This window comes from Streptomyces sp. 4N124 (assembly GCF_052245395.1).
GTDB lineage: Bacteria > Actinomycetota > Actinomycetes > Streptomycetales > Streptomycetaceae > Streptomyces.
This window is the reverse complement of record NZ_JBQQBS010000003.1, coordinates 193,834-220,378: the sequence shown is the minus strand read 5'-3', so window position 1 is coordinate 220,378 and position 26,545 is coordinate 193,834. Positions and strand designations below refer to the sequence as shown.

At 70.4% G+C, this 26,545-nt stretch carries 21 protein-coding genes; 16 read left to right on the top strand and 5 right to left on the bottom strand.

Translation table 11 applies throughout. The annotated features are described in order from the left end of the window. Positions 1 to 21: 21 nt before the first annotated feature. The 7 genes from ACTWQO_RS04870 to ACTWQO_RS04840 all read left to right on the top strand — a co-directional run bounded on the left by ACTWQO_RS04870 (position 22) and on the right by ACTWQO_RS04840 (position 9,273). The gene (locus ACTWQO_RS04870; protein WP_443235946.1) at positions 22 to 1,008 is read left to right on the top strand and encodes a threonine ammonia-lyase; all 987 of its coding nucleotides are present in this window, start codon (positions 22 to 24) and stop codon (positions 1,006 to 1,008) included. Between the two features lie 124 nt (positions 1,009 to 1,132). After that, positions 1,133 to 1,798, top strand: a complete 666-nt coding sequence (locus ACTWQO_RS04865; protein ID WP_443235945.1) for a maleylpyruvate isomerase family mycothiol-dependent enzyme — start codon at positions 1,133 to 1,135, stop codon at positions 1,796 to 1,798. Positions 1,799 to 1,853: 55 nt separating this feature from the next. Then, entirely contained in the window at positions 1,854 to 2,321 is a 468-nt protein-coding gene (locus ACTWQO_RS04860; protein WP_443235944.1) for an SRPBCC family protein, read from the top strand. A gap of 345 nt (positions 2,322 to 2,666) precedes the next feature. Further along, a complete protein-coding gene (locus ACTWQO_RS04855) occupies positions 2,667 to 5,384 on the top strand; it encodes a glycosyl hydrolase family 95 catalytic domain-containing protein (RefSeq protein ID WP_443235943.1) in 2,718 nt (905 codons plus the stop codon). Further along, positions 5,381 to 7,627: a glycosyl hydrolase family 95 catalytic domain-containing protein gene (locus ACTWQO_RS04850; RefSeq protein ID WP_443235942.1), complete on the top strand. Its 2,247-nt coding sequence runs from the start codon at positions 5,381 to 5,383 to the stop codon at positions 7,625 to 7,627. Before ACTWQO_RS04855 ends, ACTWQO_RS04850 begins: the two co-directional genes overlap by 4 nt. A 49-nt stretch (positions 7,628 to 7,676) precedes the next feature. Beyond that, a complete protein-coding gene (locus tag ACTWQO_RS04845; protein ID WP_443235941.1) occupies positions 7,677 to 8,399 on the top strand; it encodes a heparin lyase I family protein in 723 nt (240 codons plus the stop codon). Positions 8,400 to 8,484: 85 nt separating this feature from the next. Further along, the gene (locus tag ACTWQO_RS04840; protein ID WP_443235940.1) at positions 8,485 to 9,273 is read left to right on the top strand and encodes a hypothetical protein; all 789 of its coding nucleotides are present in this window, start codon (positions 8,485 to 8,487) and stop codon (positions 9,271 to 9,273) included. Here the strand turns inward: ACTWQO_RS04840 and ACTWQO_RS04835 are convergent. After that, entirely contained in the window at positions 9,240 to 9,632 is a 393-nt protein-coding gene (locus ACTWQO_RS04835) for a hypothetical protein (RefSeq protein ID WP_443235939.1), read from the bottom strand. The two genes, ACTWQO_RS04840 and ACTWQO_RS04835, sit on opposite strands and share 34 nt — an antisense overlap. Positions 9,633 to 9,764: 132 nt before the next feature. On the opposite strand from ACTWQO_RS04835, the gene arsM reads away from it, so the two are divergent. Continuing rightward, positions 9,765 to 10,592 carry an arsenite methyltransferase gene (arsM, locus tag ACTWQO_RS04830; protein WP_443235938.1) on the top strand — a complete coding sequence of 276 codons (828 nt, stop codon included), beginning with the start codon at positions 9,765 to 9,767 and terminating at the stop codon, positions 10,590 to 10,592. Between the two features lie 123 nt (positions 10,593 to 10,715). Continuing rightward, a complete protein-coding gene (locus ACTWQO_RS04825) occupies positions 10,716 to 12,440 on the top strand; it encodes a dolichyl-phosphate-mannose--protein mannosyltransferase (RefSeq protein ID WP_443235937.1) in 1,725 nt (574 codons plus the stop codon). Between the two features lie 42 nt (positions 12,441 to 12,482). Here ACTWQO_RS04825 and rox read toward each other — a convergent pair whose 3' ends face one another. The 3 genes from rox to ACTWQO_RS04810 all read right to left on the bottom strand — a co-directional run bounded on the left by rox (position 12,483) and on the right by ACTWQO_RS04810 (position 15,957). Beyond that, the gene (rox, locus tag ACTWQO_RS04820) at positions 12,483 to 13,910 is read right to left on the bottom strand and encodes a rifampin monooxygenase (RefSeq protein ID WP_443235936.1); all 1,428 of its coding nucleotides are present in this window, start codon (positions 13,908 to 13,910) and stop codon (positions 12,483 to 12,485) included. A gap of 286 nt (positions 13,911 to 14,196) precedes the next feature. Beyond that, a complete protein-coding gene (locus ACTWQO_RS04815) occupies positions 14,197 to 14,880 on the bottom strand; it encodes an alpha/beta fold hydrolase (RefSeq protein ID WP_443235935.1) in 684 nt (227 codons plus the stop codon). 210 nt (positions 14,881 to 15,090) lie between these two features. After that, positions 15,091 to 15,957 (bottom strand): helix-turn-helix transcriptional regulator, encoded by an 867-nt coding sequence (locus ACTWQO_RS04810; RefSeq protein ID WP_443235934.1) that lies wholly within the window; start codon positions 15,955 to 15,957, stop codon positions 15,091 to 15,093. 114 nt (positions 15,958 to 16,071) lie between these two features. Here ACTWQO_RS04810 and ACTWQO_RS04805 point away from each other — a divergent pair, with 114 nt between their 5' ends. From ACTWQO_RS04805 to ACTWQO_RS04775, 7 genes are all read left to right on the top strand, one after another. Further along, positions 16,072 to 16,770: an SDR family NAD(P)-dependent oxidoreductase gene (locus ACTWQO_RS04805; protein ID WP_443235933.1), complete on the top strand. Its 699-nt coding sequence runs from the start codon at positions 16,072 to 16,074 to the stop codon at positions 16,768 to 16,770. A 96-nt stretch (positions 16,771 to 16,866) separates the two neighbouring features. Continuing rightward, positions 16,867 to 17,436 carry a dihydrofolate reductase family protein gene (locus tag ACTWQO_RS04800; protein ID WP_443235932.1) on the top strand — a complete coding sequence of 190 codons (570 nt, stop codon included), beginning with the start codon at positions 16,867 to 16,869 and terminating at the stop codon, positions 17,434 to 17,436. Between the two features lie 128 nt (positions 17,437 to 17,564). Next, a complete protein-coding gene (locus ACTWQO_RS04795; protein WP_443235931.1) occupies positions 17,565 to 18,380 on the top strand; it encodes an ABC transporter ATP-binding protein in 816 nt (271 codons plus the stop codon). Beyond that, positions 18,377 to 20,863, top strand: a complete 2,487-nt coding sequence (locus tag ACTWQO_RS04790; RefSeq protein WP_443235930.1) for an ABC transporter permease — start codon at positions 18,377 to 18,379, stop codon at positions 20,861 to 20,863. Before ACTWQO_RS04795 ends, ACTWQO_RS04790 begins: the two co-directional genes overlap by 4 nt. Before the next feature lie 149 nt (positions 20,864 to 21,012). Further along, complete coding sequence (locus ACTWQO_RS04785; protein ID WP_443235929.1) at positions 21,013 to 22,215, top strand: NAD(P)/FAD-dependent oxidoreductase; 1,203 nt, start codon at positions 21,013 to 21,015, stop codon at positions 22,213 to 22,215. 10 nt (positions 22,216 to 22,225) lie between these two features. Further along, a complete protein-coding gene (locus tag ACTWQO_RS04780; protein ID WP_443235928.1) occupies positions 22,226 to 23,185 on the top strand; it encodes a sigma-70 family RNA polymerase sigma factor in 960 nt (319 codons plus the stop codon). A 246-nt stretch (positions 23,186 to 23,431) separates the two neighbouring features. Beyond that, on the top strand, positions 23,432 to 23,839 hold the full coding sequence (locus ACTWQO_RS04775) for an SRPBCC family protein (RefSeq protein WP_443236005.1): 408 nt from the start codon (positions 23,432 to 23,434) through the stop codon (positions 23,837 to 23,839). Between the two features lie 101 nt (positions 23,840 to 23,940). Here the strand turns inward: ACTWQO_RS04775 and ACTWQO_RS04770 are convergent, their stop codons facing one another. Further along, positions 23,941 to 26,358, bottom strand: a complete 2,418-nt coding sequence (locus ACTWQO_RS04770; protein WP_443235927.1) for a GH92 family glycosyl hydrolase — start codon at positions 26,356 to 26,358, stop codon at positions 23,941 to 23,943. Between the last annotated feature and the right edge of the window lie 187 nt (positions 26,359 to 26,545).

The window sequence follows — 26,545 nt, the reverse complement described above, 5'->3', positions numbered from 1 at the left end:
CCCGCCGGGAGAATGTGACGCATGGACGCCAAGACGACGCGCCTCGACACTGCTCGGATCCGGGCGGCTCGCCGGGTGATCGACCCGGTCTTTCTCGACACTCCGCTGTACCGCTGCGAGCCGCTGGAACCCGACCTCGGCTGCAGGGTGAGCATCAAGCTCGAAACGGCGAACCCGGTCCGCAGCTTCAAGGCCCGCGGCACCGAGGTGGTCGCGAGCCTGCTCACCGACGATGGCTCGCGGGCCGTGGTGTGTGCCAGCGCGGGCAACCTTGGCCAGGCCCTGGCGTGGTCCGGTCGCGGCCGGGGGCTCGATGTGACCGTCGTGGCGTCCCGCTTCGCGACTGCGGCCAAGCTTGATCGCATCCGTGACCTGGGCGCCGGGCTGGAACTGGTGGACGGCGACCACGAGTTGGCTCGCGAGCGGGCGGCGGCCATCGCGCGGTACGACGGCATCCGGCTGGTCGAGGACAGCCTGGACATCGAGACCTGCGAGGGCGCGGCGACCATCGGCCTGGAACTGCTGGACGCCGCGCCCTCGTTCGACGCCGTGCTGATCGCTCTGGGCGGCGGGGCGCTGGCCACCGGTGTGGGGCATGTGCTGAAGGCCCTGGCTCCCGATGTCGAAGTGATCTGCGTCCAGCCGCTGGGCGCACCGGCGATGACGCAGTCGTGGCGCAGGCGGCGCGTGATCACCACAGACTCGACGAACACCATCGCCGACGGAGTCGCCGGCCGGCGTCCCATCCCGGCCGTCCTGGACGACCTCCTCCTGGTCGCCGACGACGCCGTCCTGGTCCAGGAGGCGTCGATCATCGCCGGTATGCGGATGCTCCTCGACCACGCCGGCCTCGTCGTCGAACCGTCGGCGGCGCTCGGCATCGCGGCGATCCTCGAAGACCGTGACCGCTTCGCCTGCCGGCACGTCGTCACCATCGTCTGCGGCAGCAACGTCGACGTGGAAACGTATCACCGCTGGGTCGGTGCGGCTTCCGGCCACAGGCCGTGACACTGGCGGGCGATGAGTTCGCCCCGGGCCAACGGTCTTCTCTTCGGCAGGCCTCCGGCCCCGGACGCCACCTGTCCCGGCCCGGTGCGACGTAGAGCAGGACCCTGACAGGAGACGCCCCCGCATGACTGAACCGGAACTGACAGCAGACGGCTTCCGGAAGGCTGGCGTCTGGCGCTTGATCCGTGCTGAGCGAGCGGCGCTGGCGGCTGATCTCGCGGGTCTGACGGACGAGCAGTGGAAAACGCCGTCGCTGTGCACCGAGTTGACGGTGCGTGAGGTACTGGCACATCTCACTGCCGCAGCGAGTCTCAACTCCGTGCGGTGGCTGGCGGGTGTGCTCCGCTGCCGGTTCGACTTCGACAAGCAGGTGGCGATGCGGCTGGCCGAGCAACTGGGTGCGACGCCGGCCGAGACGCTGGCGAGATTCCAGCGTGTGGTCCCCAGTACGACCAAGCCTCCCCTCCCCGTCATCGCGATGCTCGGCGAGACGATCGTGCACGCGGAGGACATCCGCCGCCCGCTGGGTATCGGCCGTGACCATCCGATCGACGTGGTCACGCTGGTGGCGGAGTACTACCGGGGCTCCGACCTCGTGGTGGTGGCCAAGGGGCGCATCGGTGGGCTGAAACTCGTCGCGAAGGACACCCCCTTCACCACTGGATCCGGGCCACTGGTCTCGGGTACGACCTTGGCGCTGGTCATGGCGATGACCGGGCGCGCGACGTACTGCGACGACCTCGAAGGCGACGGTGTCGAGCTTTTGCGCAGTCGCTGCGGGACGCGATGACCGCGACCGACTCCACGCACGCCGCGAGAGGGATCTCCGGTTCTAGACTCTGCTCATGGACAGGACCGACCGCGCCAGCCGGGTGATCGCGGCACCTCCGGCGGCTGTCTACGGAGCCCTCCTCGACCGGGAGTCCCTGGAGGCATGGTTGCCGCCGGACGGCATGCGCGGGCGGGTCGAGCGGTGGGATCCCCAGCCCGGCGGTGGGTTCCGGATGGTCCTCACCTACCTCGACCCCACCGACAGCCCCGGCAAGACGTCGGACGCGACGGATGTCGTCGACGTCGAATTCGCCGACCTGGTGCCGCCGGAGCGCGTGGTGCAGCGGGCGGTGTTCGAGGCCGACGACCCGTCCTACGCGGGCACCATGACGATGACCTGGCATCTCGCTGCCACGGGTGGCGGGACCGAGGTGACCGTCACCGCCACGGGCGTGCCACCCGGCATCGACCACGCCGCCCACGAGGACGGGATCACCTCCTCGCTGGCCAACCTGGCGTCGTATGTCGAAAGGGCCGACTGACTCCGGCTGGACGTCAGCAGCGTCAGTCATCGGATGTCCTCCGGCCATTGGCCCGCCAGCCGCTTGATGACATGGTGCTCCGACCTCATTCACCCGATCAATTCTCGTCCTGCGACTTGACGAGCACATGCAATGTCGCCGATTCTGCGGGTCATCCAACGTATCGGCATGAGGAGACGGCGCATGCCCGAATCATCCTCGTCCAGACGCACATTCCTCGGAGCTTTAACGGCGGGAGGTGCCTCGGCAACGCTGGGAGCCGCCGCTCCCGCACGCGCCGCCCCGGCCTCCGCGGCCGACCATGCAAGCCTCGACCACGCGGGCCTGCCGCCCCTCCGCGACGGAATGCGCCACGGCGGCGCATGGGAACGGTTCCTCAAAGGCCAGGACCTGGTGTGGGGCCGCATTCCGCGCCAGTGGTACGAGGGCCCGTTCCTCGGCAACGGCTTCCTCGCCTCGACGATCTACCTCCCGCAGTTCACGAACGAGGTCAGGTTCGACGTCCAGCACAGCGAGGTACAGGACCACCGCACCGACCTCGACGCCAAGTACGGCCTGTGCCGACTGCCCATCGGGTACCTGACGTTGACCCCGCAGGGCATCGTCACCGGCATCGACTGGCGCCTGAGCCTGTGGAACGCGGAACTCACCGGCGAGATCACCACCACCCTCGGGACGATCGCGCTGAGCGCGTACGTGCACGCGGAACACCCGGTCATGGTCGTGAGCCTGCAGCCGAGCACCGGCGAGCGGAAGGCGGCGTGGACGTTCACCCCCGAGCCATCGGTCAGCCCACGCCAGCGCACCAACCCCGACCCGTCGTACGTCCCCAACCCGGACCCCACGCTCAAGTCCTACGGCGACACCGAACTCGTCGTGCAACCGCTGCTGGCCGGCGGCCAGTACGTCACCGCGTACACCGAGGCCGAGCGGGACGGCCGACGCCATCTGTACGTCACCGTCGCGCACTCCCATCCCGACGAGACCGCCGAGGGCCGGGCGCTCGACGACCTCCGCGCCGCCCGGCGCCGACCGCCCAGCCTGCTGCGCGGATCCCATCTCGCGTGGTGGCACGCGTACTACCCAAAGAGCTTCCTCTCCGTCCCCGACCAACGACTGCAGAGCTTCTACTGGATCCAGCTCTACAAGGTCGCCTCCGCCACCCGCGAGAACGCCCCCGTCATGGCCACCACCGGCCCCTGGCTACAGCCCACCGGCTGGCCCAACGCCTGGTGGAACCTCAACGTCCAGCTCGAGTACTGGCTGATCAACGGCGCCAACCACCCCGAACTCGACGCGCTCACCCGCACCGTGGACGAGAACCGGCAGGTCCTGATCGACCACGTACCGCCGCAGTACCGGCACGACTCGGCCGGCGTCTCCCGCAGCACCGACATCCACGCCCGCGGCGCCCAGCTCGGCATCCCCGGCCAGGGCGCCCCCGAGATCGGCAACCTGACCTGGGCGCTGCACAACGTCTGGCTGTCCTACCGGCACTCCATGGACGACGACGTACTGCGCGACGTCCTGTTCCCGCTGCTGCGCCGCTCGGTCAACTACTACCTGCACTTCCTCACCGAGGGCGCCGACGGCCGCCTGCACCTGCCGGCCACCTTCTCGCCCGAGTACGGCAGCGCCCCGGACTGCACATACGACCTGGCACTTCTGCGCTGGGGCTGCACCGCGCTGCTGTCCGCCGCCGAGCGGCTCGGCATCGACGACCAACTGGCGCCCCGCTGGCGCGAGGTACTGGGCAGGCTCGCCGATTACGCCGTGGACGGGAACGGCTACATGATCGGCGCGGGCGTACCGTACGCCAAGTCGCACCGCCACTACTCCCACCTGCTGCAGGTCTACCCGCTGTACGAGATCACCTGGGAGCAGCCGGAGCACCGTGAGCTGATCGAGAAGTCGCTGAACCACTGGATCGGCTTCACCGGCGCCCTGCAGGGCTACAGCTTCACCGGTGCCGCCTCCATCGCGGCCGGCATGGGCCGTGGCGACGACAGCCTGCACTACCTCGACGAGCTGATGGCCCAGGGCTTCATCAAGCCCAACACCATGTACAAGGAGGGCGGCGGCCCCGTCATCGAGACGCCGCTGTCTGCCGCGCAGTCGCTGCACGACATGCTCGTACAGAGCTGGGGCGGAGTCATTCGCGTCTTCCCCGCGGTGCCCGCGGCCTGGGCGGACGCCGTGGTGCACAACTTCCGCACCGAGGGCGCCTTCCTGGTCTCCGCGGTCCGGGAGGACGGCGCCACCCGCTGGATACGGGTGAAGAGCCTGGCCGGCGAGCCGTGCCGGGTGCGGCACGGCATCACCGGGCCGGTCGAGGTCGACGGCGCCCGCTGGCACCCGGCGGCGGAGGGCGTCATCGAACTCGACCTGCCGAGGCACGGCGAGGCCCTGATCCGCCGCCGCGACACCCGGCACTTCGCGATCGCCCCCGTCAAGGTCACCAAGCCCGCGGACCCTTGGGGCCTGAAGGCCGTGCCGCCGCCCGGCGAGACCGTCCCCGTCGACCTGTCCGGACACGTCGACAACGACGGCGTATCCCGCGAAGAGGCCATGACCGACGGCGACTTCGACGGCAACGGCTTCACCTACCCGGCCGAGGAACTGCCGTCGCCCGGCGACCTCGTATGGGAGGGCCTGCTCTTCACCTTCCCCGCGTACGGCGACGGAAAGGTCAACAACGTCACCGGGAACGGGCAGCGGATCACAGTCCCACCCGGCACCTACGCCAAGATCCACCTGCTCGGCGCCGCAAGTGGCGGCAACCTCACCGCCGCCCGGCTCGTCGGCGGATTCGCCGACGGCTCCACCAGCGAGGTGGACTTCGCGCTCACGGACTGGGGAGGACAGCCGGTCGCCGGCAACACCGAGGTGCTTCGCACCACCCACCGGCACGGGGCGAGCGGACAGAGCGGCACCAAGGTCGGCCTCTTCACGACCGCGATCGCCCTCGACCCGGCCAGCGAGCTGCGCACCCTCACCCTCCCGGTGACCGCCCGCCCCCAACTGCACCTGTTCGCCGTCTCCTTGGAAAGGCCGAAGCCATGACCCCGATCTCCCGGCGGACCTTCGTAGCGGGCAGCTCAGCGGCCGTGCTCGCGGCCGGTTCCCCGGTGGCCTGGGCAGGCCGCTCACACCATCGCGATGTGCACGGCGACCTGCTCGACGACGCCGCGATGCTCTGGAAACGCGTCCCCGGCAGCTGGCAGGAAGGACCCTTCCTGGGCAACGGCTACATGGCCGCGCACCTCTACCGGAAACCGGGCGAGGACAACGTCCTGCGCATCATGATCAACAACGGTCTGGTGCAGGACCAGCGCGGCCAGTGGGAGGCCGCGATCGGCTACTCGCGGCTCGGCGTCGGCCACCTCACCCTCACCTTCGCCGGCGCCGTCACCGCAGTGGACTGGCGGCTCGACCTCGACGACGCCGAACTGACCGGCACGATCACCACCACGCGGGGCGGCGCGAAGTTCAGCGCCCTGATCCTGAACCACCGCGACGTGCTGCTCGCCCGCCTCGAACCCACCGCGGGCGAGGAGTCCGCGAGTTGGGGCTTCACCCCGCTGCCCGCGCGGACGACCCGCACCATCCGCCTCCCGCCCGACTACACCGGCAACCCGGACCCGGCCGTCACGCCCGGCCTGGTCGAGCAGCCGCTGCACGCCGGCGGCGGCTACACCACCGCCTGGCGCGAGGTCCGCTCCGGTACGCGACGGCTGCTGGCCGCCTCCATCGGGTACGGCTACCCGGACTCGACGGGCCGCGAGCAGGCGGTCCGTACGGTCGACGAAACACTCGACGGCGCCCCGGACCACGACATCGCCCGGCACCGCCGCTGGTGGCACGGCTTCTACCGGCGCAGCCTCGTCTCCGTACCCGACAAGAAGGTCCAGCGCTTCTACTGGATCCAGCTCTACAAGCTGGCCTGCGCCACCCGCGCGGGCGGCCCGGTCACCCCGGTCTTCGGCCCCTGGTTCCCCGAGTCGGGAAACAGCTGGACCAACATCTGGTGGAACACCAACGTCCAGGTCACGTATCCGGTGGCCAACGGCTCGAACCACCGTGAACTCGACGCCATCACGCCCACCTTCGCCCACTACCACGAGAACCTGGAGACCAACATCCGGCCGGAGCTGCGCGACGGCGAGACCTACGCCCTCTGCCACCCCGGCGACTGGCAACTGCGCTCCGGTCCGCGCTACGTCGGACGTCCCGGCATCGACCCCAACGACCACACCGGCAACCTCATCTGGGCACTGCACAACACCTGGGTCACCTACCGCCACCACATGGACGACAAGGTGCTGCGCCACGTCATCCACCCGGTGCTCACGAAGGCGGTCAACCACCACGCCCGCTTCCTCACCGAAGGCCCGGACGGCAGGCTGCACCTGCCCGAGACCCGCTCGCCCGAATACGCCAACGCCACCGACTGCACGTACGATCTGTCGCTGCTGAGGTGGGGCTGCGCGACGCTGCTGGCCTCGGCGAAACGACTGCGGCTGGACGACCCGGGCGCCGGGCGATGGCGCGACATCCTCGCCCGCCTGGTCCCCTACCACGAGAACGAGAACGGCGTGATGATCGGCGCCGGCGTCCCTCTCGCCGAATCCCACCGCCACTTCTCCCACCTGCTGTGGCTCTACCCCCTCCAGGAGAAGCTGGAGCGCCGCACCTTCGACCACTGGACCTCGATGCAGGTCCGCTGGCACGGCTACAGCTATGCCGCCGCCTCGTCCATGGAGACCCTGTTCGGCAACGCGGAGGAGGCGCTGACGTATCTGCGCTTCTATCTGGACGGCAACGTCGTCGACAACTGCGCCCTGACACCGAACACCATGTACCGCGAGGGCTCCAACTTCGCACTGGAGAGCCCCATCAGCGCGGGCCAGTCACTGCTCGACATGGTCACCCAGAGCCACGGCGGAGTGGTGCAGGTGTTCCCCGCCGTCTCCTCGACCTGGCCCGACGCCTCGATCTCCCAGGTCCGTACGCAGGGCGCATTCCTCGTCGACGCCTCCCGGTCGGGCGGCCGGACCGACTGGATCGCCGTGACCAGCGAGGCGGGCGAACCGCTGTTGCTGCGGCACGGAATCGACGGCGAGATCGAGGTCCGCGACAAGGCGAACGGCTCCCGGCTCCCGTACCGCGACCGCGGCGACGGAACCATCGCCGTCGCCGTGCGCCGGGGCCGCACGGCTGTGGTGACCCGGCGCGGCGACCGGCCGCGGCTCGAACCACGGAACGTCCCGGCCAACGGCGACGCCCTCGCGTGGGGCCTGCCGTAGCGATGCCCGACCCCCCACCGATCGACACCATCGACACAGGAGGGCACGTATGCACAGCAAGCGCAGAGCACTCGCCACGGTCTGCACCGCGGCCGCGGCCGTCATGACCCTGCTCGCAGGCCAGGCCCATGCCGCGGTGATCTGGGACGGCGACGCCTCCCGAGGCACCGGCGTCTTCGGCCACATCGGCAGCAACTGCGCCGCACCCGGCAACGTGACCGCGGTGGCGGACTCCGCGCGGGGCGAGGTGTGGCGCTATCGCAAGCCGGCCGGCTCCAACCGCTGCGAGAGCCGCGGCATCGTCGTGGGCGGCGACGACTACACCTTCACCAACGGCAGCACCCGCTACCTGGGCTGGTCCAGCAAGCTCTCCAGCACGGTCGACAACAACGCGATCTTCCAGTGGAAGTCGTACGGCGACCACCAGCAGAACTGGCCCGTCGTGCTCAAGATGATCGGCGGCAAGCTGACGATGATCCAGCGGCAACCGGACGGCACCGTGCACACGATCTGGTCCAGGTCCGTCTCCGCCGGTGCCTGGAACCACATCGTCGTCGGCCTCCACCTGTCCGACCAGACCCGCGGCGGCTGGGTCGAACTCTGGTTCAACGGCGCCAAGCAGACCTTCAACAGCGGCACCCAGCGCTGGAACTGCCGGACCTTCGACAGTGAGAACCACCCGAAGTGGGGCGTCTACGGCGCCGACTCCAACTCGGTGGACCACTACGTGGACGCTCTGAAGGTCGGCACGTCCTACGGGGACGTGGACTGAGCCTCCGGTGGTGAACGGCAGCGTCCGGCGGCGCACTTCCGCCGCCGGACGCTGCCTCGGCATCGCGGTCGGTTAGGGTGCGCGAATGTCACACGCGCGTACGCATTTCGGCTACCGGACGGGCGGCCTATGGGCCGCGGTAGGAATCTCCTTCTGCGCTGTGGTGGTTGGCTCGCTGATCGCCTTGTTCGGCATGCTCGAATTCGACGAGCGGTGCATGCAGGGGCTGACGCAGGGGCCGGGCCCCTTTCGGCGGGTGCGGGGTCAGGCGTTCCCGCCGGCCACCATCTGCGAGTTCCAGAATGGGGAGGTCTCCTCGATCGGCGGCGGGGGAGTGCTCAGCGTGCTGCTCTGGGGCTGCATGCTGACCCTGGTCACCTGCCTGCTCGTGGCCCTGATCGCCGAGTGTCTCGACCCGCGACCCGGCAGCGACCTGGTCGTGCCGATGTCCAGGATCGAGAAACTCCGCCGTACGGGGGCGGCGTTCTTCGTGATCGGCTCCGTCTTCCTCATGGTCTACGCGTTCGCCGGATGGCGGCTGGTCGCGGGGCCGTCGTCGGCCTGCGCGGCCGGGGCGGACTGGGGGACCAACGCACCGAAGACGCTTGAGTACAGCTTCTTCCCGCCTCAGGCGACCTGCCAGTACACCAGTGGCCTGACGCGGCAGATGAACCCCGACTGGGTGGCATCGCTGGCGACCGAGTTGGCCGTTCCCGCACTGATAGCGGGAGTGGGCTTCGCTCTTGCCTGGCGGCGCTGGGCCGTGGATCGGGCGCCCGACTCAGGTCCGGCAACGAGGAGTTGGGGACGGTCACGCCGGGCTTCGACGGCTGAGGCCGGTCAGTCCGTATCCCGCTCCGGCAGGGGCGAGTAGCGGGTGGGCCCAGGTGTCTGGCCCTCCGGTGGGTAGTCGCAGTCGAGGCTGGAGATCTCGTAGTCGTCGCCCTCGTTCTGCTCCTGGTCGACCACCACCGCCGCGGTACAGACACGGCCGTGCTCGTCCGTGAACGTGACGATCTCGCTGTAATCCGTCGGGGTGCCGCACCCCGTGAGCAGCAGCGCCATCGTCCCCACGGCCACCGCCGCGCCGAGCCCCCACAGCCGTTTCATCCCGCGCGCCCCCCATGTCCGCTGCGTCGTCCAACTCGGTCCCCGCTGCACAACGTAGCCGTCGACGACGGTGGTCACCAGGTCTCTTAGGCGCCGTCGGCGGAGCCGGAACCGGTCGAGCATCGATCACCTCCAGCGCTTGTTTCGATGTGTCTCTATGTTGACGTTTCTCGATTCAAGGCGCAAGGTTGCATCAATGGACATCAATACAGGCCGTTCCGGGGCGCACCGCGCCCCACAACCCGGGAGTGAGCCATGAGCGAGCAGTCCACAGACCTGCGCGAATCTGTCCGTCAGCGGTACGCGGCGGCGGCCGTGCAGGTCACCGAAGGCGGAACCGCCTGTTGCGGGCCGCAGCCGGTCGAGGTCGACGAGAACTTCGGCTCCACCCTGTACGCCCCGGACGAGCGCGACACGCTGCCCGCCGAGGCCGTCGCCGCCTCCCTCGGCTGCGGCAACCCCACAGCCGTCGCCGAGCTGCGCGAGGGCGAACGCGTCCTGGACCTCGGCTCCGGCGGCGGCATCGACGTCCTGCTCTCCGGCCGCCGCGTCGGGCCGACGGGCAAGGCATACGGGCTGGACATGACCGACGAGATGCTCGCCCTCGCCCTGGCCAACGCCGAGAAGGCGGGCGCGACCAACGTCGAGTTCCTCAAGGGCACCATCGAATCCATCCCGCTGCCCGCGAACAGCATCGACGTGGTGATCTCCAACTGTGTCATCAACCTGTCCGTCGACAAGCCCGCCGTCTTCGCCGAGGCCTTCCGCGTGCTCAAGCCCGGCGGCCGGATCGGAGTCTCCGACGTCGTCGCCGACGACACCCTCACCACCCGACAGCGCGCCGAGCGCGGCGATTACGTCGGCTGCATCGCGGGAGCCCTGTCCTTCGCCGAATACCGCGCGGGCCTGGCGGCCGCCGGCTTCACGGACATCGAGATCACCGCCACCCACTCGGTCGCCGACGGCATGCACTCCGCGATCGTCCACGCCACCAAGCCCACCACCGCCACCGGCCCGGACACCGCCGCGACGCGCGCGGCGGACGACTCCTGTTGCGGCGGCGTCACCACCTGCCAGAACTGACCTCGCACGCCCCCCGACAAGGCCCCAGATCACCGCTGCTCCGTACCTGCCGTACGACGTGCTGCCCTCCCTAACTGCAAGACCGCCCATCCCGCCCCACACGTCACTGCTTAAGGTCATCCAGTGACGAGTAGCAACGCGCCCCGTTCCCCTGTCCTCGACGGCACCCGTCCGACGACGGCGCCCAGCAACTGGCGCTATCGGCTTCGCCAGTTCGGATACACCGCAGGCCCTCGGACCGACACCCGCGAGCGCCTGGTTCCGCCCTTTCGGGAGCCGTCCACTCGCCTCTGGGCATTCATGGGCTTCAGCCCGGAATCGGGCCACCGCATCGCGAGGGCGATGGACTGGCTGGGGCCGGTACTCGTCGCCGTAGTGGCCGGAGCGATACGTTTCTGGCAGCTCGGCCGTCCACATGCCTTCGTCTTCGACGAGACCTACTACGCCAAGGACGCCTGGTCCCTGCTGCAGTTCGGCTACGAGGGCACCTGGCCGGACCGCAAGATCGCCGACCCGCAGGTACTCGCGGACCCTCAGGTGATCCCGCTCTCCGACACCGGGGCCTTCGTCGCACACCCGCCCATGGGCAAGTGGGTGATTGCCCTCGGCGAGGGGATGTTCGGCCTCGACCCGTTCGGCTGGCGCTTCATGACGGCGGTCCTGGGCACGCTGTCGGTGCTGATGCTGTGCCGAATAGGCCGCCGCCTGTTCCGCTCTACGATGCTGGGCTGCCTGGCCGGCGCACTGCTGGCGATGGACGGCCTGCATGTGGTGATGAGCCGTACCGCTCTGCTGGACCTCGTCGTCATGTTCTTCGTGCTGGCGGCGTTCGGATGTCTGCTGATCGACCGGGACCAGGCGCGGGCCCGGCTCGCGGCGGCCCTGCCGGTCGGCGAGGACGGCCGTACGCGCCCGGACGGGAACACGGGTGACCATGCCGGGACGGGCTTGCGTCCATGGCGGCTCGCTGCCGGCGTCTTCCTGGGGCTGGCGGCTTCGAGCAAATGGAGCGGCCTGTATTTCCTGGTCTTCTTCGTGGCCCTGGCCTTGCTGTGGGACGTCGGCGCGCGCCGCGTGGCGGGGGCGCGCCATCCGTATCGTGCCGTGTTGCGCAAGGACCTCGGCTGGTCGGTACTGTCCCTCGCCGCGGTCAGTGTGGTGACGTATCTGGCGACTTGGAGCGGCTGGTTCCTGTCCGACAACGGTTACGGACGCCACTGGGCCGACGGCCGCGGCGGCACCTGGTCGTGGATTCCTGCTCCGCTGCGCAGCCTGTGGCATTACGAGTACGGGGTCTACCAGTTCAATGTGGGGCTGCACACTCCCCACAAGTACGAGTCCAACCCCTGGAGTTGGCTGGTCCTCGGCCGCCCGGTGCTCTTCCACTACCAGTCACCGGCGCCCGGGAAAGAGGGCTGCACCGCGACGACCGACTGCTCACAGACGATCCTCGCGCTCGGCACGCCGCTCCTGTGGTGGTCGGCCTGCTGCGCACTCATCTACCTGCTCTACCGATGGGCACTGCGCCGCGACTGGCGCGCCGGCGCCATCCTGTGCGCGGTGAGCGCCGGTTATCTGCCCTGGTTCCTGTACCAGGACCGTACGATCTTCTCCTTCTACGCCGTCGTCTTCGTGCCGTACCTGAGCCTGGCGGTGACGATGATGCTGGGAGCGGTGCTGGGACCGCCGGGGGCGGCTGAAAGACGCCGCATCCAGGGGGCGGTGGCGGCGGGCGCGCTCGTGCTGCTCATCGCCTGGAACTTCATCTACTTCTTCCCGATCTACATGGGACAGACGATCCCGTACGGCGACTGGCGCGCCAGGATGTGGCTCGACACGTGGATCTGAAGCCACGGCAGGCTGCCGGGGGGCGGCGGCGACGCGACTGCGTCAACTGGCGGCTGCGCCGAACCACTTGGGCAGTCGGCCGAGCAGATCCTGCTGGTCGTCGCCGACCCACGCCACATGGCCGTCCGGCCGGAGGAGTACCGCGGGAACGTCCAGTTCCTCGCTCACGTCGACGACGTGGTCGACCCGGTCGTCCCAGCCCGCGACCGACAGCCGGCCGGTCTGGTCGAGCAGCAGCCCGCGACCGCCGTGCATCAGCTCGTAGAGGTTCCCCCGCTTCAGCTCCACGTCCCGCAGCCGTCGGCCGAGGAGTTCGTGGCCCTCGCCGAAGTCGTAGCGGATCCCGGTCGCGGTGATCTTCTCGGTGAGGTACAGGTTCACCTCCTCGAAGGCCATCAGTTCCGACAGCAGCCTGCGTACGGCCTGGGGGCCCGGCTCGTTGGACAGCAGCTCCATCTGCGCGCGGGTGTTGTTCAGCACGTCGGCGGCGACCGGGTGCCGCTCGGTGTGGTAGCTGTCCAGCAACCCGTGCGGTGCCCAGCCGCCCACCTCGGCGGCCAGTTTCCAGCCGAGGTTGAACGCGTCCTGGATGCCGAGGTTGAGCCCCTGCCCGCCGACCGGCGGGTGGATGTGCGCCGCGTCGCCCGCGAGCAGCACCCGGCCGACGCGGTAGCGCTCGGCAAGCCGGGTGGCGTCGCCGAAGCGGGACAGCCAGCGTGGTGAGTGCACGCCGAAGTCGGTGCAGGCGGTCACCCGCAGCTGTCGCTTGAACTCCTCGAGAGTCGGCGGTACGGAGCGGTCCTCGGCCACCCCCTCGGCGGGCACGCCGACGCGGTACACGCCGTCCCCCAGGGGCATGGCGCCGAACCGCTTCTCGGTCTTGCGGACTTCGGCCACTACGGCGGCCAGCGTCTCCGGCTCCGCGGTCACCTTCATCTCGCCCAGCAGGGTCTCGACCCGGCTGGGCTCGCCGGGGAAGCCGACGCCGAGCAGCTTGCGCACCGTGCTGCGGCCGCCGTCGCACCCGACGACGTAGCGCGAGCGCAGCCGCGTGCCGTCGGCCAACTCGGCACTCACCCCATGGTCGTCCTGGCTCAGCCCGGCCAGCGCGCAGCCGCGCCGGACCTCGGCGCCGAGATCGGTGGCGCGCTCGGCCAGCAGGCGGTCGGTGGTGGTCTGCGGGATGCCGAGGACGTACGGATGTGAGGTGTCCAGCCCTTCCGGCGCGGGCTTGCTGATTCCGGCGAAGAAGCCACCGACCGGGTACTGCTGACCGAGCGCCAGGAACCGTTCGAGCAGCCCGCGCTGATCCATCACCTCGATGCTGCGCGCGTGCAGGCCGAGCGAGCGGACAATCGGGGTCGGCTCCACGTCCTTCTCCAGCACGACCACGTGCACCCCGTGCAACCGCAACTCACCGGCCAGCATTAAACCGGTCGGTCCGCCGCCGACCACGATCACGTCAATCATCAGCACGCCCTCTCGCGCGAAAAGCGCATGTAATCCGTGAATCCGTCATTTCCGCAGCTTCTGGCTTTGGCCGCCCATTCTGTGGGAGGACCGGGGCCTTGCCGCAAGCCCCCCAGTGCGCTATAGGTTGAGAGTGGCAAGGAGTACATACTCCTTGCCTTTGCTGTGCCCGGCGCTCGCCGCCGTGCCCGCGCCCCGGCTGCTTTGGCTCAGCTCAGCGTGTCCATCAGGGCGGTGACATAGCCTCATACGCCTCACCGCCGCATAACCAGCCAACCCGGCACCGCTAGGAGTTGGCGGCCTTTGCCAGGACGTGGGCGAGTTCGCGGGGGCGGGTGACCATCGGCCAGTGGCCCGAGTCGAGGTCCACGTACTCAAGGTGGGTGGCGCGGGCGAGCTCAGGACTCTCACCGGCGGCGATCCACTCCTCGGCCTGGGCGGGGGTGAACTCCGGGCAGACAACCACAACGGGGACGTCGAAGCGGCGCTCGTCGGTCAGGCGTACGACTCCTCTGGCGACTGCCTCGGGGACAGGAACGGCGGCGGACGCAAAGCGATCCCGGCTCTCCTGGTCCAGGTCGGCGGCGTCCGCGCCCTCGAAGGGACTCCAGCCCGGGAAAGGCACGGTGCCGCCCTCGATCGCGAAGTGATCGGCGTAGGCCCGCCCGTCGGCGGCGGGGAAGCCGCCGATCAGGATGACCTTGGCCACCTTCTCCGGTCGTGCGTCGGCGGCCAGCCAGGCCAGACTCGATGCGGCGGAGTGCCCTACCACGAGGGGCTTTTCGGACGCCGCGTCAACCGCGGCGAGCACTGTTCCCAACTGGTCCTCAAGCGTCGCGGACGCGGTGCCGTCGCCCTGGCCCGGGAGGGTGAGCGGCACGGGACGGTGGCCGAGCGCGGTGAGTTCAGGTACGACGTCGTCCCAGGCGGATCCGTCGAGCCACAGGCCGCCGATGAGCAGAATGTCCACGGTAGTTCTCCCGGAGAGGGGTCGGATCTGGCTGTCGGCACGCTATCGGGAGGCTCTGACACCGGGCTCAGGTCAGGATGTGATCTTCGAAAACGGCACCTCACGCTGCGTGCGCGATCCGGCCGTATGCGGTGGACCGGCGTGACCGCCAGCGGAGAACCTCAATGCTCCCGCGCACACGCAGCCGGTCGATCGACGCGTAGGGCGGGATCAGTTGTGCGTGGTGGCCGGTGGGCCGGCGACGGCCGTGAGCCGGAGTTTGGTCTCGTCCTCGCTGGCGGGCACCGCGGTCATGATGACGATCTTGAGCTCGGAGTCGCCGTCGGTCAGGACATCGCAGTCCACCGTGATGGGGCCCACCGACGGGTGGTCGATCGTCTTGTGGTCCTCGCGGTGCGCGGCCACCTCTCCTGTCGCCCACAACTCGGCGAACTTCCTGTTGCCCGCGTTCAGTTCACGGATCAGCGCGGCCAGGCGGCTGTCCCGGGGGAAGCGGCCGGTGGCGCGGCGCAGGTCGGAGACGACGGCGGCGTCCGTGGCGTCGCGGTCCGCCTCGGTCACCGGCCACAGCGCGAGGCGGACGGGGCCGTCGTCGACCGGGAATCGGTCGCGGGCGAAGTTGCGCAGCCGGGGCGGCGTGGGGGAGGGGTCGCCCAGCAGGGCGGCCCACCCGCGGTTCCACCACACGAGTTGCCAGTCCGCCGCGAACACGGCGACCGCCACGTCCCCGAGGCGGGCGAGGACCCGCTGCATGCCGGGTGGGAGATGGTCGGAGATCGCGCCGTCCACCGGCGGTACGAGCTGGGCAAGCCGGTACAGGTGGTCCCGCTCGGCGATGGACAGTTGCAGGGCGCGCGCCAGGGACGCCACCACCGACGCCGAGGGTGTCGTGGCCCGTCCTTGTTCCAGGCGCACGATGTAGTCGACCGACACCCCGGCCAGGTCAGCCAGTTCTTCCCGCCGCAGCCCTGCCGCCCGGCGCCCGCGGGCCACCGGCAGCCCGGCGGCCCGCGGGGGCAGCCGGTCCCGCCACGTGCGGAGCACCGCGCCCAGTCCGGTTCCGGGTGACGTCGACATGATCTCCATCCTCCTGCATCCCCGGTCGTATGTGTGGGCGCGAGGGTGGTACTGGTCTTCCTACCGTCGAAGCCTCCCTGGTCCGCCTTTCCGGCCGGGACCACCATCGAAGGCATGACGATCACCTTCATCACCGGAGCCAACAAGGGTCTCGGCCGCGAGACCGCCCGCCGCCTGATCGAGTACGGCCACACCGTGCTCGTCGGAGCCCGTGACCGCCGGCGGGGCGAGGAGGCCGCTGCCGCGCTCGGCGCACGCTACGTCCCCATCGACGTGACCGACGACGCGTCCGTGGCCTCTGCGGCCGCCGACATCGCCGAACACGAAGGCAGGATCGACGTCCTGATCAACAACGCCGGTGTGCACGGCCCCATGGGCGACCCCAGCGACCTCACCGCCGCCGACGCACGCGCCGTCCTGGACGTCAACGTCATCGGCGTGGTCCGCACCACCACCGCGTTCCTGCCGCTGCTGCGCCGCTCGGACGACCCTGTGATCGTCAACGTCAGCAGCGGCATGGGCTCCCTCGCCCTCACCCACGACCCCGACCGGCCCGAGTCGCGTGTCGTCGCGCCGCTGTACACCTCGTCGAAGGCGGCCCTGACGATGTTGACCACCCAGTACGCCAAGGCGCTCAAGGACATCCGCGTCAACGCCGCCGACCCCGGCTACACCGCGACCGACCTCAACGGTCACAGCGGCCCCCAAACCGTCACCGAGGGCACGGACGCGATCGTCGCCCTGGCCACCGAGGGGCCCGGCGCCGGTACCGGACGCTTCGTCTCCCGGCACGGCGATATCGCCTGGTCCTGAAACCGGCGGCAGCCGGCCAGGGATCCCGCGAGCCGCGATGAGTCCTGCGGCGTCCGGCGGTCATACTGTCGAACCCGTTGCCGAGGAGGACTGCTGATGCGCAGCGTGACCTATTCGATGAGCGCCTCACTCGACGGCTACATCGTGGGGCCGGACGGCAACTTCGACTGGGGGGCGCCCGGCGAAGACGTCTTCCGCTTCTGGATCGACGAGATCCGACAGGTCGGCGTCCACCTGCTGGGACGACGCCTGTACGAGACGATGCTGTACTGGGAGACCGCTGACCAGGATCGATCGCTCGACGAGGCCGAGCTCGAGTGGGTCGCGCTCTGGAATCCGCTCCCGAAGGTGGTGTTCTCCACCACGCTGTCGACGGTGCAGGGCAATGCCCGGCTGGCCTCCGGCGGCCTGGCGGAGGAGATCGAGCGGTTGCGAGCCGAGCCGGGGGAGGGCGAGATCGCGATCGGCGGCGCGACTCTCGCCGCCGAGGCGGCTGCGTTGGGTCTGATCGACGAGTACCGGGTCATGGTCTACCCGGTGCTGGTCGGCGGTGGCACTCCGTACTTCCCCCAGCACGAGCGCCGGGTGGACCTCGAACTCGTCGAGACCCGCACCTTCAGTTCGAAGGTCGTCTACCTCCACTACCGCGTGGCATCAGCGAAATGATCCGCAGACGCAGCTAATGCGCGTGGGGTTAACCCCACCCCCGATCCGCCAGCAGCCGCCATGGTCCGCAATGACCGTGATCCGTAGCTTCGAGTCATCGGCTCGAAAAGATCGCGAGAGGACGGACCATGAGGCTGCGCAGCGGCAAGCGGCAGAAGACGGACGACCGGCCGGCGGCCCAGGGCACACCCGGTCTCGCCGTCGAACTGCGCGGCGTCCGGCGGCAGTACGGCCGCGGCGCCGGTGCCGTGCACGCGCTCGCGGGCATCGACCTCGCGCTGCCACGCGGCACGTTCACCGCCGTCATGGGCCCTTCCGGCTCCGGCAAGTCCACCTTCCTGCAATGCGCCGCCGGCCTCGACCGGCCGTCGGCCGGGTCTGTGCGCCTCGGCGGTACGGAGATCACGGGCATGCGCGAGAATCAGCTCACCGAGCTGCGCCGCAGCCGCCTCGGCTTCGTCTTCCAGGCCTTCAACCTCCTGCCCTCCCTCACCGTCGAGCAGAACGTGCTGCTCCCGATGCGCCTCGCCGGGCAGCGCCAGGACCGCCGACGGGCACAGGCGGTGCTTGCTCAGGTCGGCCTCACCGACAAGGCGAAGCGGCGGCCCGGCGAGCTGTCCGGCGGCCAGCAGCAGCGCGTGGCCATCGCCCGCGCCCTGATCACCAGCCCGGACGTGGTGTTCGCCGACGAGCCCACCGGCGCCCTCGACACCGGCACCGCCGCCGAGGTCCTCGGCCTGCTCCGGCACGCGGTGGACACGCTCGGGGCCACGGTCGTCATGGTCACCCACGACCCGGCCGCGGCCGTCTGGGCCGACCGCGTGCTGTTCCTCGCGGACGGCGTCTTCGCCGGCGGCCTCGACCGCGGCTCGGCGGAGCAGATCGCGGCGCACATGGCCGCCCTCACCTCCCGTACGGGCGCGATGGTGGGGGCGGCGGCGTGAGGAGCTTCGCCCCCAACGGCCTCGCCCGCGCGGCCGTGCGCTTCAAACCCGCGTCGTTCGCGGGCACGTTCGTCTCGCTGATGATGGCCGCGCTGATCGTCTCCGCCTGCGGCATCCTCCTGGAGACGGGCGCCCGCGCCTCGGTTCCGCCCGAGCGGTATGCCAAGGCGCCGGTGGTCGTGGCCGCGGACCAGTACGCCCGCTTCGTCACGGGCAGCGGGGACAGCCGGTCCGAGTCGGCGGACCTGCTGCCGGACACGGCGCGCGTGGACGCCGCACTGGCCGACAAGGCGGCCCGTGCGCCCGGCGCGGAGGGGGCGGTGCCGGACTTCACGTTCCCGGTGCGCCAGGGCGGCGACGCGGTGACGGGCCATGGCTGGGGAGCGCACGCCTTCACCGGTGCCGCGCTCACCTCCGGGACCGCGCCCCGTACCGGCGAGGTCGTACTCGACGCCACCGCAGCGCGGGCCGCGAAGACCGGCGTCGGCGACACGGTCACGCTCGAAACCGCCACCGGACGCGCCGACTTCCGCGTCTCCGGGCTGGCGAAGACCGGGCCCGGCGACGAGGTCGAGGGCGCCAAGGGCTGGTTCGCCGACGCCCAGGCCTCCGCGCTGGCCGGGCATCCCGGCAAGGCCGACGCAATCGCCGTACTGGCGAAGGACGGGGCGGACGCTGATGCGCTCGCCGACGGCGTGAAGAAGGCGCTCGCCGGCTCCGGCGCCAGAGTGCACACCGGCGACGATCGCGGCGCCGTCGAGGACCGTGGGCTCGGGTACGCCAGGGAGATGCTCACCGGGCTCGGCGGTTCCTTCGGTGGGATCGCCGCCATGGTCGCCGTCTTCACGGCGTCCGGTACGGTCGCGCTGTCCGTCGCCCAGCGAGCCAGGGAGTTCGCGCTGCTGCGCGCCGTCGGAGCCACCCCCCGGCAGATCCGACGCGCGGTCGCCGCGGAGGCGCTGCTCGTCGCGCCCGCCGCCGGACTGGTCGGCTGCCTGCCGGGGATCGGGCTCGCGCACTGGTGGTTCGGACAGCTGCAGGACCGCGGGGCCGTCCCGGAGGCCGTGGACCTGCACATCTCCTGGATCCCCCTCGTCGTCGCCGTCGGCACGGGACTGCTGACCGCGCTCGCCGCCGGCTGGGCCGCCGGGCGCCGGCCCGCGAAGATCAAGCCGGGGCAGGCGCTCACCGAGGCATCGGTGGAGCGACTGCGGCCGGGTGTGATCCGTACGGTGCTGGGCCTGGGCGCCCTCGTCGGCGGCGGGTTCCTCACCGTCGTCGCCGCCCGTGCGGCCGGGGAGGACGCGGCCAACGCCGCCCTCGGCGTCGTCATGCTCTTCATGCTCGCCGTCGCGCTGCTCGGTCCGCTGGTGGCGCGGCTGTGCGCGGAGCTGTTCGGGCTCCCGCTGAGCGGTGGCGGTGCCTCGGCCTCGCTCGCGGCCGCCAACTCCCGTACGAACGCCCGTCGGCTGGCCTCCGCGATCACCCCGATCGTGCTGGCCATGGCCTTCGCCTCGACGCTCGTCTTCATGCACACGAGCGAGGGCCATGTCGCCGCGAAGCAGCTGCGCGCCGGCGTCACCGCGGACCACGTGGTCACGGACCCGGCCGGGCTGCCCGCCGACGCCGTCGACCGGGCGGCCCGCGCGCCCGGCGTCGACGCGGCCGTCGGCCTGCTCGACACGCAGGTGCTCGTGCCCGTCGGGTCGGGCGGCGACCGGTGGCTGCAGAGCTCGGCGACCCAGGGCATCTCCGGTTCCGGCGCGCAGCTCGCGAAGGTGCAGGACCTCGACGTGCGCAGCGGCAGCCTGGACCGGGTCGGCAAGGGCCGTATCGCCATCGACAAGACGCTCGCCACGTCGGCGAAGGTCAAGGTGGGTGACAAACTGCCCCTCCACCTCCCGGACGGCACCAGGACCAGCCCCGAGATCGTCGCCGTGTACGGCCGCGGGCTCGGCCTCGCCGCGGTGACCATGGACCGCGCGTCCCTGGCCGCCCACGTCACCTCGGGCTTCGACAGCGCCCTCCTGGTACGGGGCGGTGACGCAAAGGCCCTCGCCCCGATCGGCGAGGTCACCGACGCCTCCGGCTACGCGGTCGAGCAGAACACCGACCGCGAGCTCAACGCCTGGGCCAACTACACGATGGCCGGCGTCCTCGGTGGCTTCGCCGCCGTCGCCGCCGTCAACACGCTCGTGATGACCGTCCTCGACCGCCGCCGCGAGCTCGGCATGCTCCGCCTCGTCGGCTCCACCCGGCGCCAGGTGATGCGGATGCTGCGCTGGGAAGGCCTCCTGGTGGCGGTGACCGGCATCGTCCTCGGCACGGCCATCGCCGCCGCGACGCTGATCCCGATGACGCGCGGCCTCACCGGCGAGGCCCCGTACGTACCTCCCCTGGTGTACGCAGCCTTCGCCGGCGGCGCGGTGGGACTGGGCCTGCTGGCAGTGACCCTGCCGGCGCGGGCGGCGCTGCGGCGCTGACAGGCGCCCCGCAGAGAAGGGACTTCGCAGAGAAGCAGAGACGGCACTCCTGCCGCCCTGTGACCCACGCCACATGCAGTTCCTGTCAGCAATCGGGGCGCTGCTCCGCTCAAGTCACCGGGAGCAAGCGAACCGACAGGAGCGAACACATGAAGCACCGCATCGTCGTTCTCGGCGCCGGCTACGCCGGGGCTTACGCGGCCGGGACCCTGGCCCGCCGGCTGTCCTCGGAGGACACCGAGATCACTGTGGTCAATGCCGAGCCGGACTTCGTCCAGCGCATGCGGCTGCACCAGTTGGCGGCCGGCCGGGAGATCGAGGCTCCGAAGCTCGTCGACGTTTTCGCGGGCACGGGGATACGGCTGCGTCTGGCCCGTGTCACCGCCGTCGACCCCGAGCGCCAGGTCGTCGCGGTGGCCGAGGCTGACGGCGGCGGCGAACTCGGCTACGACAGATTGTTCTACGCGCTCGGTAGCCACGGTGACGCTCATGGCGTCCCCGGCGTGGCCGAGCACGCGTTCGACGTCGCCGCCCGGCCCTCGGCGCGGCGTCTGCGCGAGCGACTGGACTATCTGGGCGGGCGGGGCGAAGGCCGGGATGTCGTGGTCGTCGGCGACGGGCTGACCGGCATCGAGACCGTCACCGAGATCGCCGAATCCCGGCCCGGCCTGTCGGTGGCCCTGGTCGCACGCGGCGAGCTCGGCGCCCAGCTCTCCGCCGGAGCCCGCGGTCACCTGCGTCAGGCCTGCGACCGGCTGGGCATCACCGTCCTGGAGCACACCGAGGTCGAAGCCGTCGAAGCCGCGCGGGTGCTCTGCGCCGACGGCACCGCCCTGGCGGCCGACGCGACCGTGTGGACGGCCGGGTTCTCGGTCAGCCCTCTCGCCGCCGCGGGCGGTCTTGAGGTCACCGAGGACGGTCGGATCGTCGTCGATCGCACCATGCGGTCGGTCTCGCACCCGAACGTCTACGCCATCGGTGACAGCGCCTACGCCATCGGCGACAACGGCCTGCCGCTGCCGATGTCCTGCGCCTCGGCCGGCTACACCGGCCGGCAGGCCGTCGCGGCGATCGTGGGAAGCCTGACCGGCGGCAAGATCGAGAACATCAAGCTGGTCTACGAGGGCAACCACATCAGCCTCGGGCGTCGGGACGGGATCCTGCAGATGGTCGACGACGAAGGGCAGGCGAAGCCGAAGTACATGGGTGGCCGGAATGCCGCGCGGATCAAGGCGGGCGTCCTCAAGATCGCGCTGTGGGCCACCGTGCACCCGACCTTCGGCCTGCCCAAGCGCAAGCACCGCCTGGTCGCCGGGCCACATGCCCCCGCCGGGAAGCGGGTTGCCGCCTAGGGTGATCCGCATGGACAGCACCGCCACCGATCGCTTCGACACCAGCCGGTTCGAGGCCAGCCGCAACCGGCTGGCCTCGCTGGCATACCGGCTGCTGGGCTCCGCCACCGACGCCGAGGACGCCGTACAGGACGCGTTCCTGCACTGGCAGGCCGCCGACCGACAGTTGATCAAGGTGCCGGAGGCATGGCTGACCAAGGTCGTCACCAACCTGTGTCTCGACCGGCTCCGCTCGGCACAGTCCCGCCGCGAACGCACCGTCGGCGCCTGGCTCCCCGAACCGCTCCTCGACGGCGACCCCATGCTCGGCCCTGCCGACACGTTCGAGCAGCGCGAATCGGTCTCCCTGGCCGTGCTGACTCTCATGGAGCGCCTGTCACCCGTCGAGCGGGCCGTCTACGTCCTGCGTGAAGCGTTCTCCTACAGCCACGCCGAGATCGCCGAGATCCTTGACGTCACCGAGTCCGCAAGCCAGCAGCACCTCCACCGGGCCCGGCGCCGTATCGCCGCCGCGCGCCGCCGCGACGGCAGCGAAGTCGACCCGGCATCCGCCCGCAGGATCGTTGAGGAATTCCTCGCCGCTGCCGCCTCGGGCCGCACCGAACGGCTGGTGGCGCTGCTCACCGACGACGCGATCGCGATCTCCGACGGCGTCGGCGGTCTGGCCGAGAAGTTGTTGCAGTTCGACACTCCGCAGCGCGTCGCCGCCGTCGTACGGGCCGGCTTCAAACCCACAGCCGCGAAACGGCGACTTGCAGGCGGCACCCCCGCCATCCACTACGCGCTCGTCAACGCCGCCCCCGCCATCCTCTTCGTGATCGGCGACCAGGTCATGGGCATCGCGACGTTCGACATCGCGAGCGGCAGGATCGCAACAGTGCGCGGCATCGCCGCCCCCACCCGCCTCGTCCGCCTCACCGAGGCCTGGCGGCGACACGGACCGGACACGCCGCTCATCACCCAATGGTGACCCGACGCCGACGTGGAAACGCACGACTGGCAGGTGTCCACCTGCGCCGATCTGCCCGGCTCGCCGACCGTGAGCTCAACGCCTGGGCCGACTACACGATGCCCGGCCGCCGGCCGCGGTCAGGGCGGTTCCCGGGACCGCGGCAATCGCAGACTCCAGCCCCTCCTCCAGGTCTGGTGGTTCGAGGAAGTGTCCGGGTCCGTTTTGTTCAAGACGTTCCGGCGGCGGCTGAATAGCGTCGTGGTCATGGAGACGTTCACCTCGGAATCACGGCACATCAGCACACACATCGATCGCCCCGCCGGGGAGGTCTACGACTATGCGTCGAACCCTTCCCACTGGCCGGAGTGGGCCGCAGGGCTCGGAAGCTCGTTCGACGAGGTCGACGGGCGATGGGTCGCGGACTCGCCCATGGGGCGCGTTGCGGTCGACTTCGCGCCCCGGAACGAGTTCGGTGTACTCGATCATGACGTCACGTTGCCGTCGGGCGAGACCGTCTACAACCCGGTAAGGGTGATCGCCGACGTCGTCGGGTGCGAGGTCGTGTTCACTCTCCGCCGGCGGCCGGGCATGAGCGAGGAGGAGTTCGAACGCGACGCGAACGCGGTCTCGGCCGACCTCGCCACACTCAAGCGTGTCATGGAGCGGACGTAGCAGTCGGTCAGGCGCGGCTGCGTCCGGCACTCCGGCGAGCACCGGTACGCAGCACTCAACGGGCACACGTGTGGGCCCGGCAGGCCGGGCCCACAGGTATGTCAGTTCGGCAGACCGGCTGGGTCGGTTGCCCACCGGGTGTTCGGCTGTTCGGTGAGCCGGAAGGTGAGGGAGCCGCCCGCTCGGGTCAGCCGGGCGTCCGTCCAGGACTTCTGATGGGGACGCCCGTCGAGCCGTACGGCGTCGACGTACACGTGCGTGTCGTCGGCGGCGGGGGCGCTGATGGTGATGTCCCTCCGGCCGGGCCGGTCTACCACCGCGGCTGGGAAGACCGGGGCTCCCAGCAGCAGGGACGCGCTGCCCGGGGTCTGCGGATACAGGCCCAGGGCGGAGAAGACGTACCAGGCGGACATGGTGCCCAGGTCGTCGTTGCCGGGCAGGCCCGAAGGTCCGGTGCCGTACACGGTGTCGACGATCTGACGCACCGTTGCCTGGGTCTTCCAGGGCTGTCCGAGGGCGTTGTAGAGCCAAGGGGCATGGATGCCGGGCTCGTTGGTCGGGTCGTAGCGGAGCGGGTCGCCGCCGCGGACCGACCAGGAGCCGTCCGCCTTGTGGAAGAAGCCGTCCAGCCGGCCGGCCGCCACGCCCCTGCCGCCCATCGCCTGCGCCAGGCCCTGGACGTCCTGCGGCACCATCCAGGTGTAGGTGGCGCTGGTGCCCTGCGCGAAGCCGACGTCACTGGCGGGGTTGAAGGGGGTGACCCAGGAGCCGTCCAGCTTGCGCGCTTGGATGTGCCCGGTCTCGGGGTTGAACACGTTGCGCCAGTAGGCGGCGCGTTCGGCGAAGGCCTTCGCCTCCGACTCCCGGCCCAGCAACTGCGCCCACTTGGCGAGCGCGGAGTCGGCGACGGCGTCCTCCAGGGTCTCGGCGGCGCCGCCCCAGCAGTGGCATGCGTCCTGGGCGGCGTAGTGCGAGCTCAAGTACTGGGCCAGGTTGGGGCGTTGGCCCACGCACTGGCCCGGGCAGCCGGCGTCCGAGAGGCCGTCCGAGTGGGGCACCGTGGCCTGGCGGACGAGTGAGTCGAAGGCTCCCTCGTAGTCGAAGTTGCGCACGCCCATGGCGTAGAACGTGGCCAGGGTCGCCGCGGACGGGTCGCCGGTCATCACATGGGTGGCGCCGCTGATGTGCACCCAGCGGTCCCACACCCCGCCGTTCTGCCGCGCGAAGTTGTACAGCGACTGGGCGAAGTCGCCCGCCACGGTGGGCTTCAGCAGGGCGAGCAACTGGATCTGTGCGCGGTACTGGTCCCAGCCGGAGAAGTTGCTGTACTGCGCCCGTTGTCCGCGCGCCAGCCGGTGGACGGCCTGGTCCATTCCCCAGTAGCGGCCGTCGGTGTCGCTGATCAGGTTCGGCTGCATGAGGGAGTGGTACAGCGCGGTGTAGAAGGTCTGGCGGCGAGCGGCGCTGCCGCCCTCGATCCGCACCGTGTTGAGCTCGCGGTCCCAGGCCCGTGCGCCTGCGCCCGCGACGTCGGCCACGCTCGCGTGCGGCTCGATCTCCTCCCGCAGGTTGGCCTCGGCGCCGTCGAGGCTCACGTACGAGATGCCGAGCCGCATGTGGACATCGTTGTCGGAGCTCGTGTCGAAGCCGACCCAGCCGCCGGAGCCGCGGCCCGCGCGGTCCGCACCGGTTGCGTATCCCTCTCCTCCGGACGCCGTGGTCGAGCCGGGGGAGAGCGTGCCGTCCTTCCAGGTGCCGACCGAGGAGAAGGCGCGGTCGAAGGAGGCGCTGAAGTACAGCTTGTAGTAGCTCTTGCGGTTGTTGACCCCGCCGTTGGCGCGGCGCCCGCAGAAGGCGCCGGTCAGGACCCAGCCGCTCACCTTGCGATGGGCGGCGTCGATGTCGACGTGGGCGTTCTCGCTGCCGTTGAGGGAGTTGGAGACACGGAAGAGCAGGTTGGCCGGGCGGTCGCTCGGGAACGTGAAGTCGGCGACGCCCGCACGCTTGCTGACCGCCAGGTCGGCGCCGGCACCGGACTTGAGGCCGAGCGTGTAGCGGCCGGGCACGGCCCTCTCGTCGGCGTGCGAGAAGTCGGCGGCGTAGACGGTGTCCTTGGTGTCCGCGGAGGGCGAGGACGTGACCTCCCCGACAAACGGCATGATCGGTACGTCGCCCGCGGCACCGGGATTGCAGCCGGCTCCGTTGACGTGGGTCAGGCTCAGGCCGCGGATGCGCGTGGTGTCGTACTGGTAGCCGTTGGCCGCTCCCGTGCTGGTCTGGTCTCCCGTGGTGCTCGTCGGAGACCAGGCGATCATTCCGTACGGGAGGGTGGCGCCGGGATAGGTGTTGCCGCCGTTCGCGGAGCCGATCAGCGGGTCGACGAGCGCGGACGGGCGCTCGGTCGGCAGGTCGGCCGCCGTGGCCGGCAAGGGTGCGGCCACAGCGAGCGCCGTGGCCAGCACGGCGGTCGCGGATCTCGTGCCGAAGCGTCTTGCCGTGCGCGGTCGAGGAGGGCGCATATGAGCAGTCGCCTTTCGCGGAGGAGCACATGAAGGGGGATACCGAGCCCGGTGGGGAGCGACTGGCACAGCGCAGCCACGGGCCGGGCCCGACGCTAGGAGGACGCGCGGGTGGTGGAAAGTGGCCAGCGCATCCTGGCGGTGAAGGTGAGGTGAACGGTGCGGCGCGGGCCCACTGTGCGGCCCG

Excerpts from the sequence above, each read along its gene's own strand:
- ACTWQO_RS04835 (WP_443235939.1), bottom strand. The coding sequence starts at position 9,632 with ATGCTCGACCGGTTCCGGCTCCGCCGACGGCGCCTAAGAGACCTGGTG.
- rox (WP_443235936.1), bottom strand. The coding sequence starts at position 13,910 with ATGATTGACGTGATCGTGGTCGGCGGCGGACCGACCGGTTTAATGCTG.
- arsM (WP_443235938.1), top strand. The coding sequence starts at position 9,765 with ATGAGCGAGCAGTCCACAGACCTGCGCGAATCTGTCCGTCAGCGGTAC.
- ACTWQO_RS04795 (WP_443235931.1), top strand. The coding sequence starts at position 17,565 with ATGAGGCTGCGCAGCGGCAAGCGGCAGAAGACGGACGACCGGCCGGCG.
- ACTWQO_RS04845 (WP_443235941.1), top strand. The coding sequence starts at position 7,677 with ATGCACAGCAAGCGCAGAGCACTCGCCACGGTCTGCACCGCGGCCGCG.
- ACTWQO_RS04805 (WP_443235933.1), top strand. The coding sequence starts at position 16,072 with ATGACGATCACCTTCATCACCGGAGCCAACAAGGGTCTCGGCCGCGAG.
- ACTWQO_RS04840 (WP_443235940.1), top strand. The coding sequence starts at position 8,485 with ATGTCACACGCGCGTACGCATTTCGGCTACCGGACGGGCGGCCTATGG.
- ACTWQO_RS04870 (WP_443235946.1), top strand. The coding sequence starts at position 22 with ATGGACGCCAAGACGACGCGCCTCGACACTGCTCGGATCCGGGCGGCT.
- ACTWQO_RS04775 (WP_443236005.1), top strand. The coding sequence starts at position 23,432 with ATGGAGACGTTCACCTCGGAATCACGGCACATCAGCACACACATCGAT.
- ACTWQO_RS04850 (WP_443235942.1), top strand. The coding sequence starts at position 5,381 with ATGACCCCGATCTCCCGGCGGACCTTCGTAGCGGGCAGCTCAGCGGCC.
- ACTWQO_RS04865 (WP_443235945.1), top strand. The coding sequence starts at position 1,133 with ATGACTGAACCGGAACTGACAGCAGACGGCTTCCGGAAGGCTGGCGTC.
- ACTWQO_RS04860 (WP_443235944.1), top strand. The coding sequence starts at position 1,854 with ATGGACAGGACCGACCGCGCCAGCCGGGTGATCGCGGCACCTCCGGCG.
- ACTWQO_RS04855 (WP_443235943.1), top strand. The coding sequence starts at position 2,667 with ATGCGCCACGGCGGCGCATGGGAACGGTTCCTCAAAGGCCAGGACCTG.
- ACTWQO_RS04800 (WP_443235932.1), top strand. The coding sequence starts at position 16,867 with ATGCGCAGCGTGACCTATTCGATGAGCGCCTCACTCGACGGCTACATC.
- ACTWQO_RS04780 (WP_443235928.1), top strand. The coding sequence starts at position 22,226 with ATGGACAGCACCGCCACCGATCGCTTCGACACCAGCCGGTTCGAGGCC.
- ACTWQO_RS04785 (WP_443235929.1), top strand. The coding sequence starts at position 21,013 with ATGAAGCACCGCATCGTCGTTCTCGGCGCCGGCTACGCCGGGGCTTAC.
- ACTWQO_RS04770 (WP_443235927.1), bottom strand. The coding sequence starts at position 26,358 with ATGCGCCCTCCTCGACCGCGCACGGCAAGACGCTTCGGCACGAGATCC.
- ACTWQO_RS04810 (WP_443235934.1), bottom strand. The coding sequence starts at position 15,957 with ATGTCGACGTCACCCGGAACCGGACTGGGCGCGGTGCTCCGCACGTGG.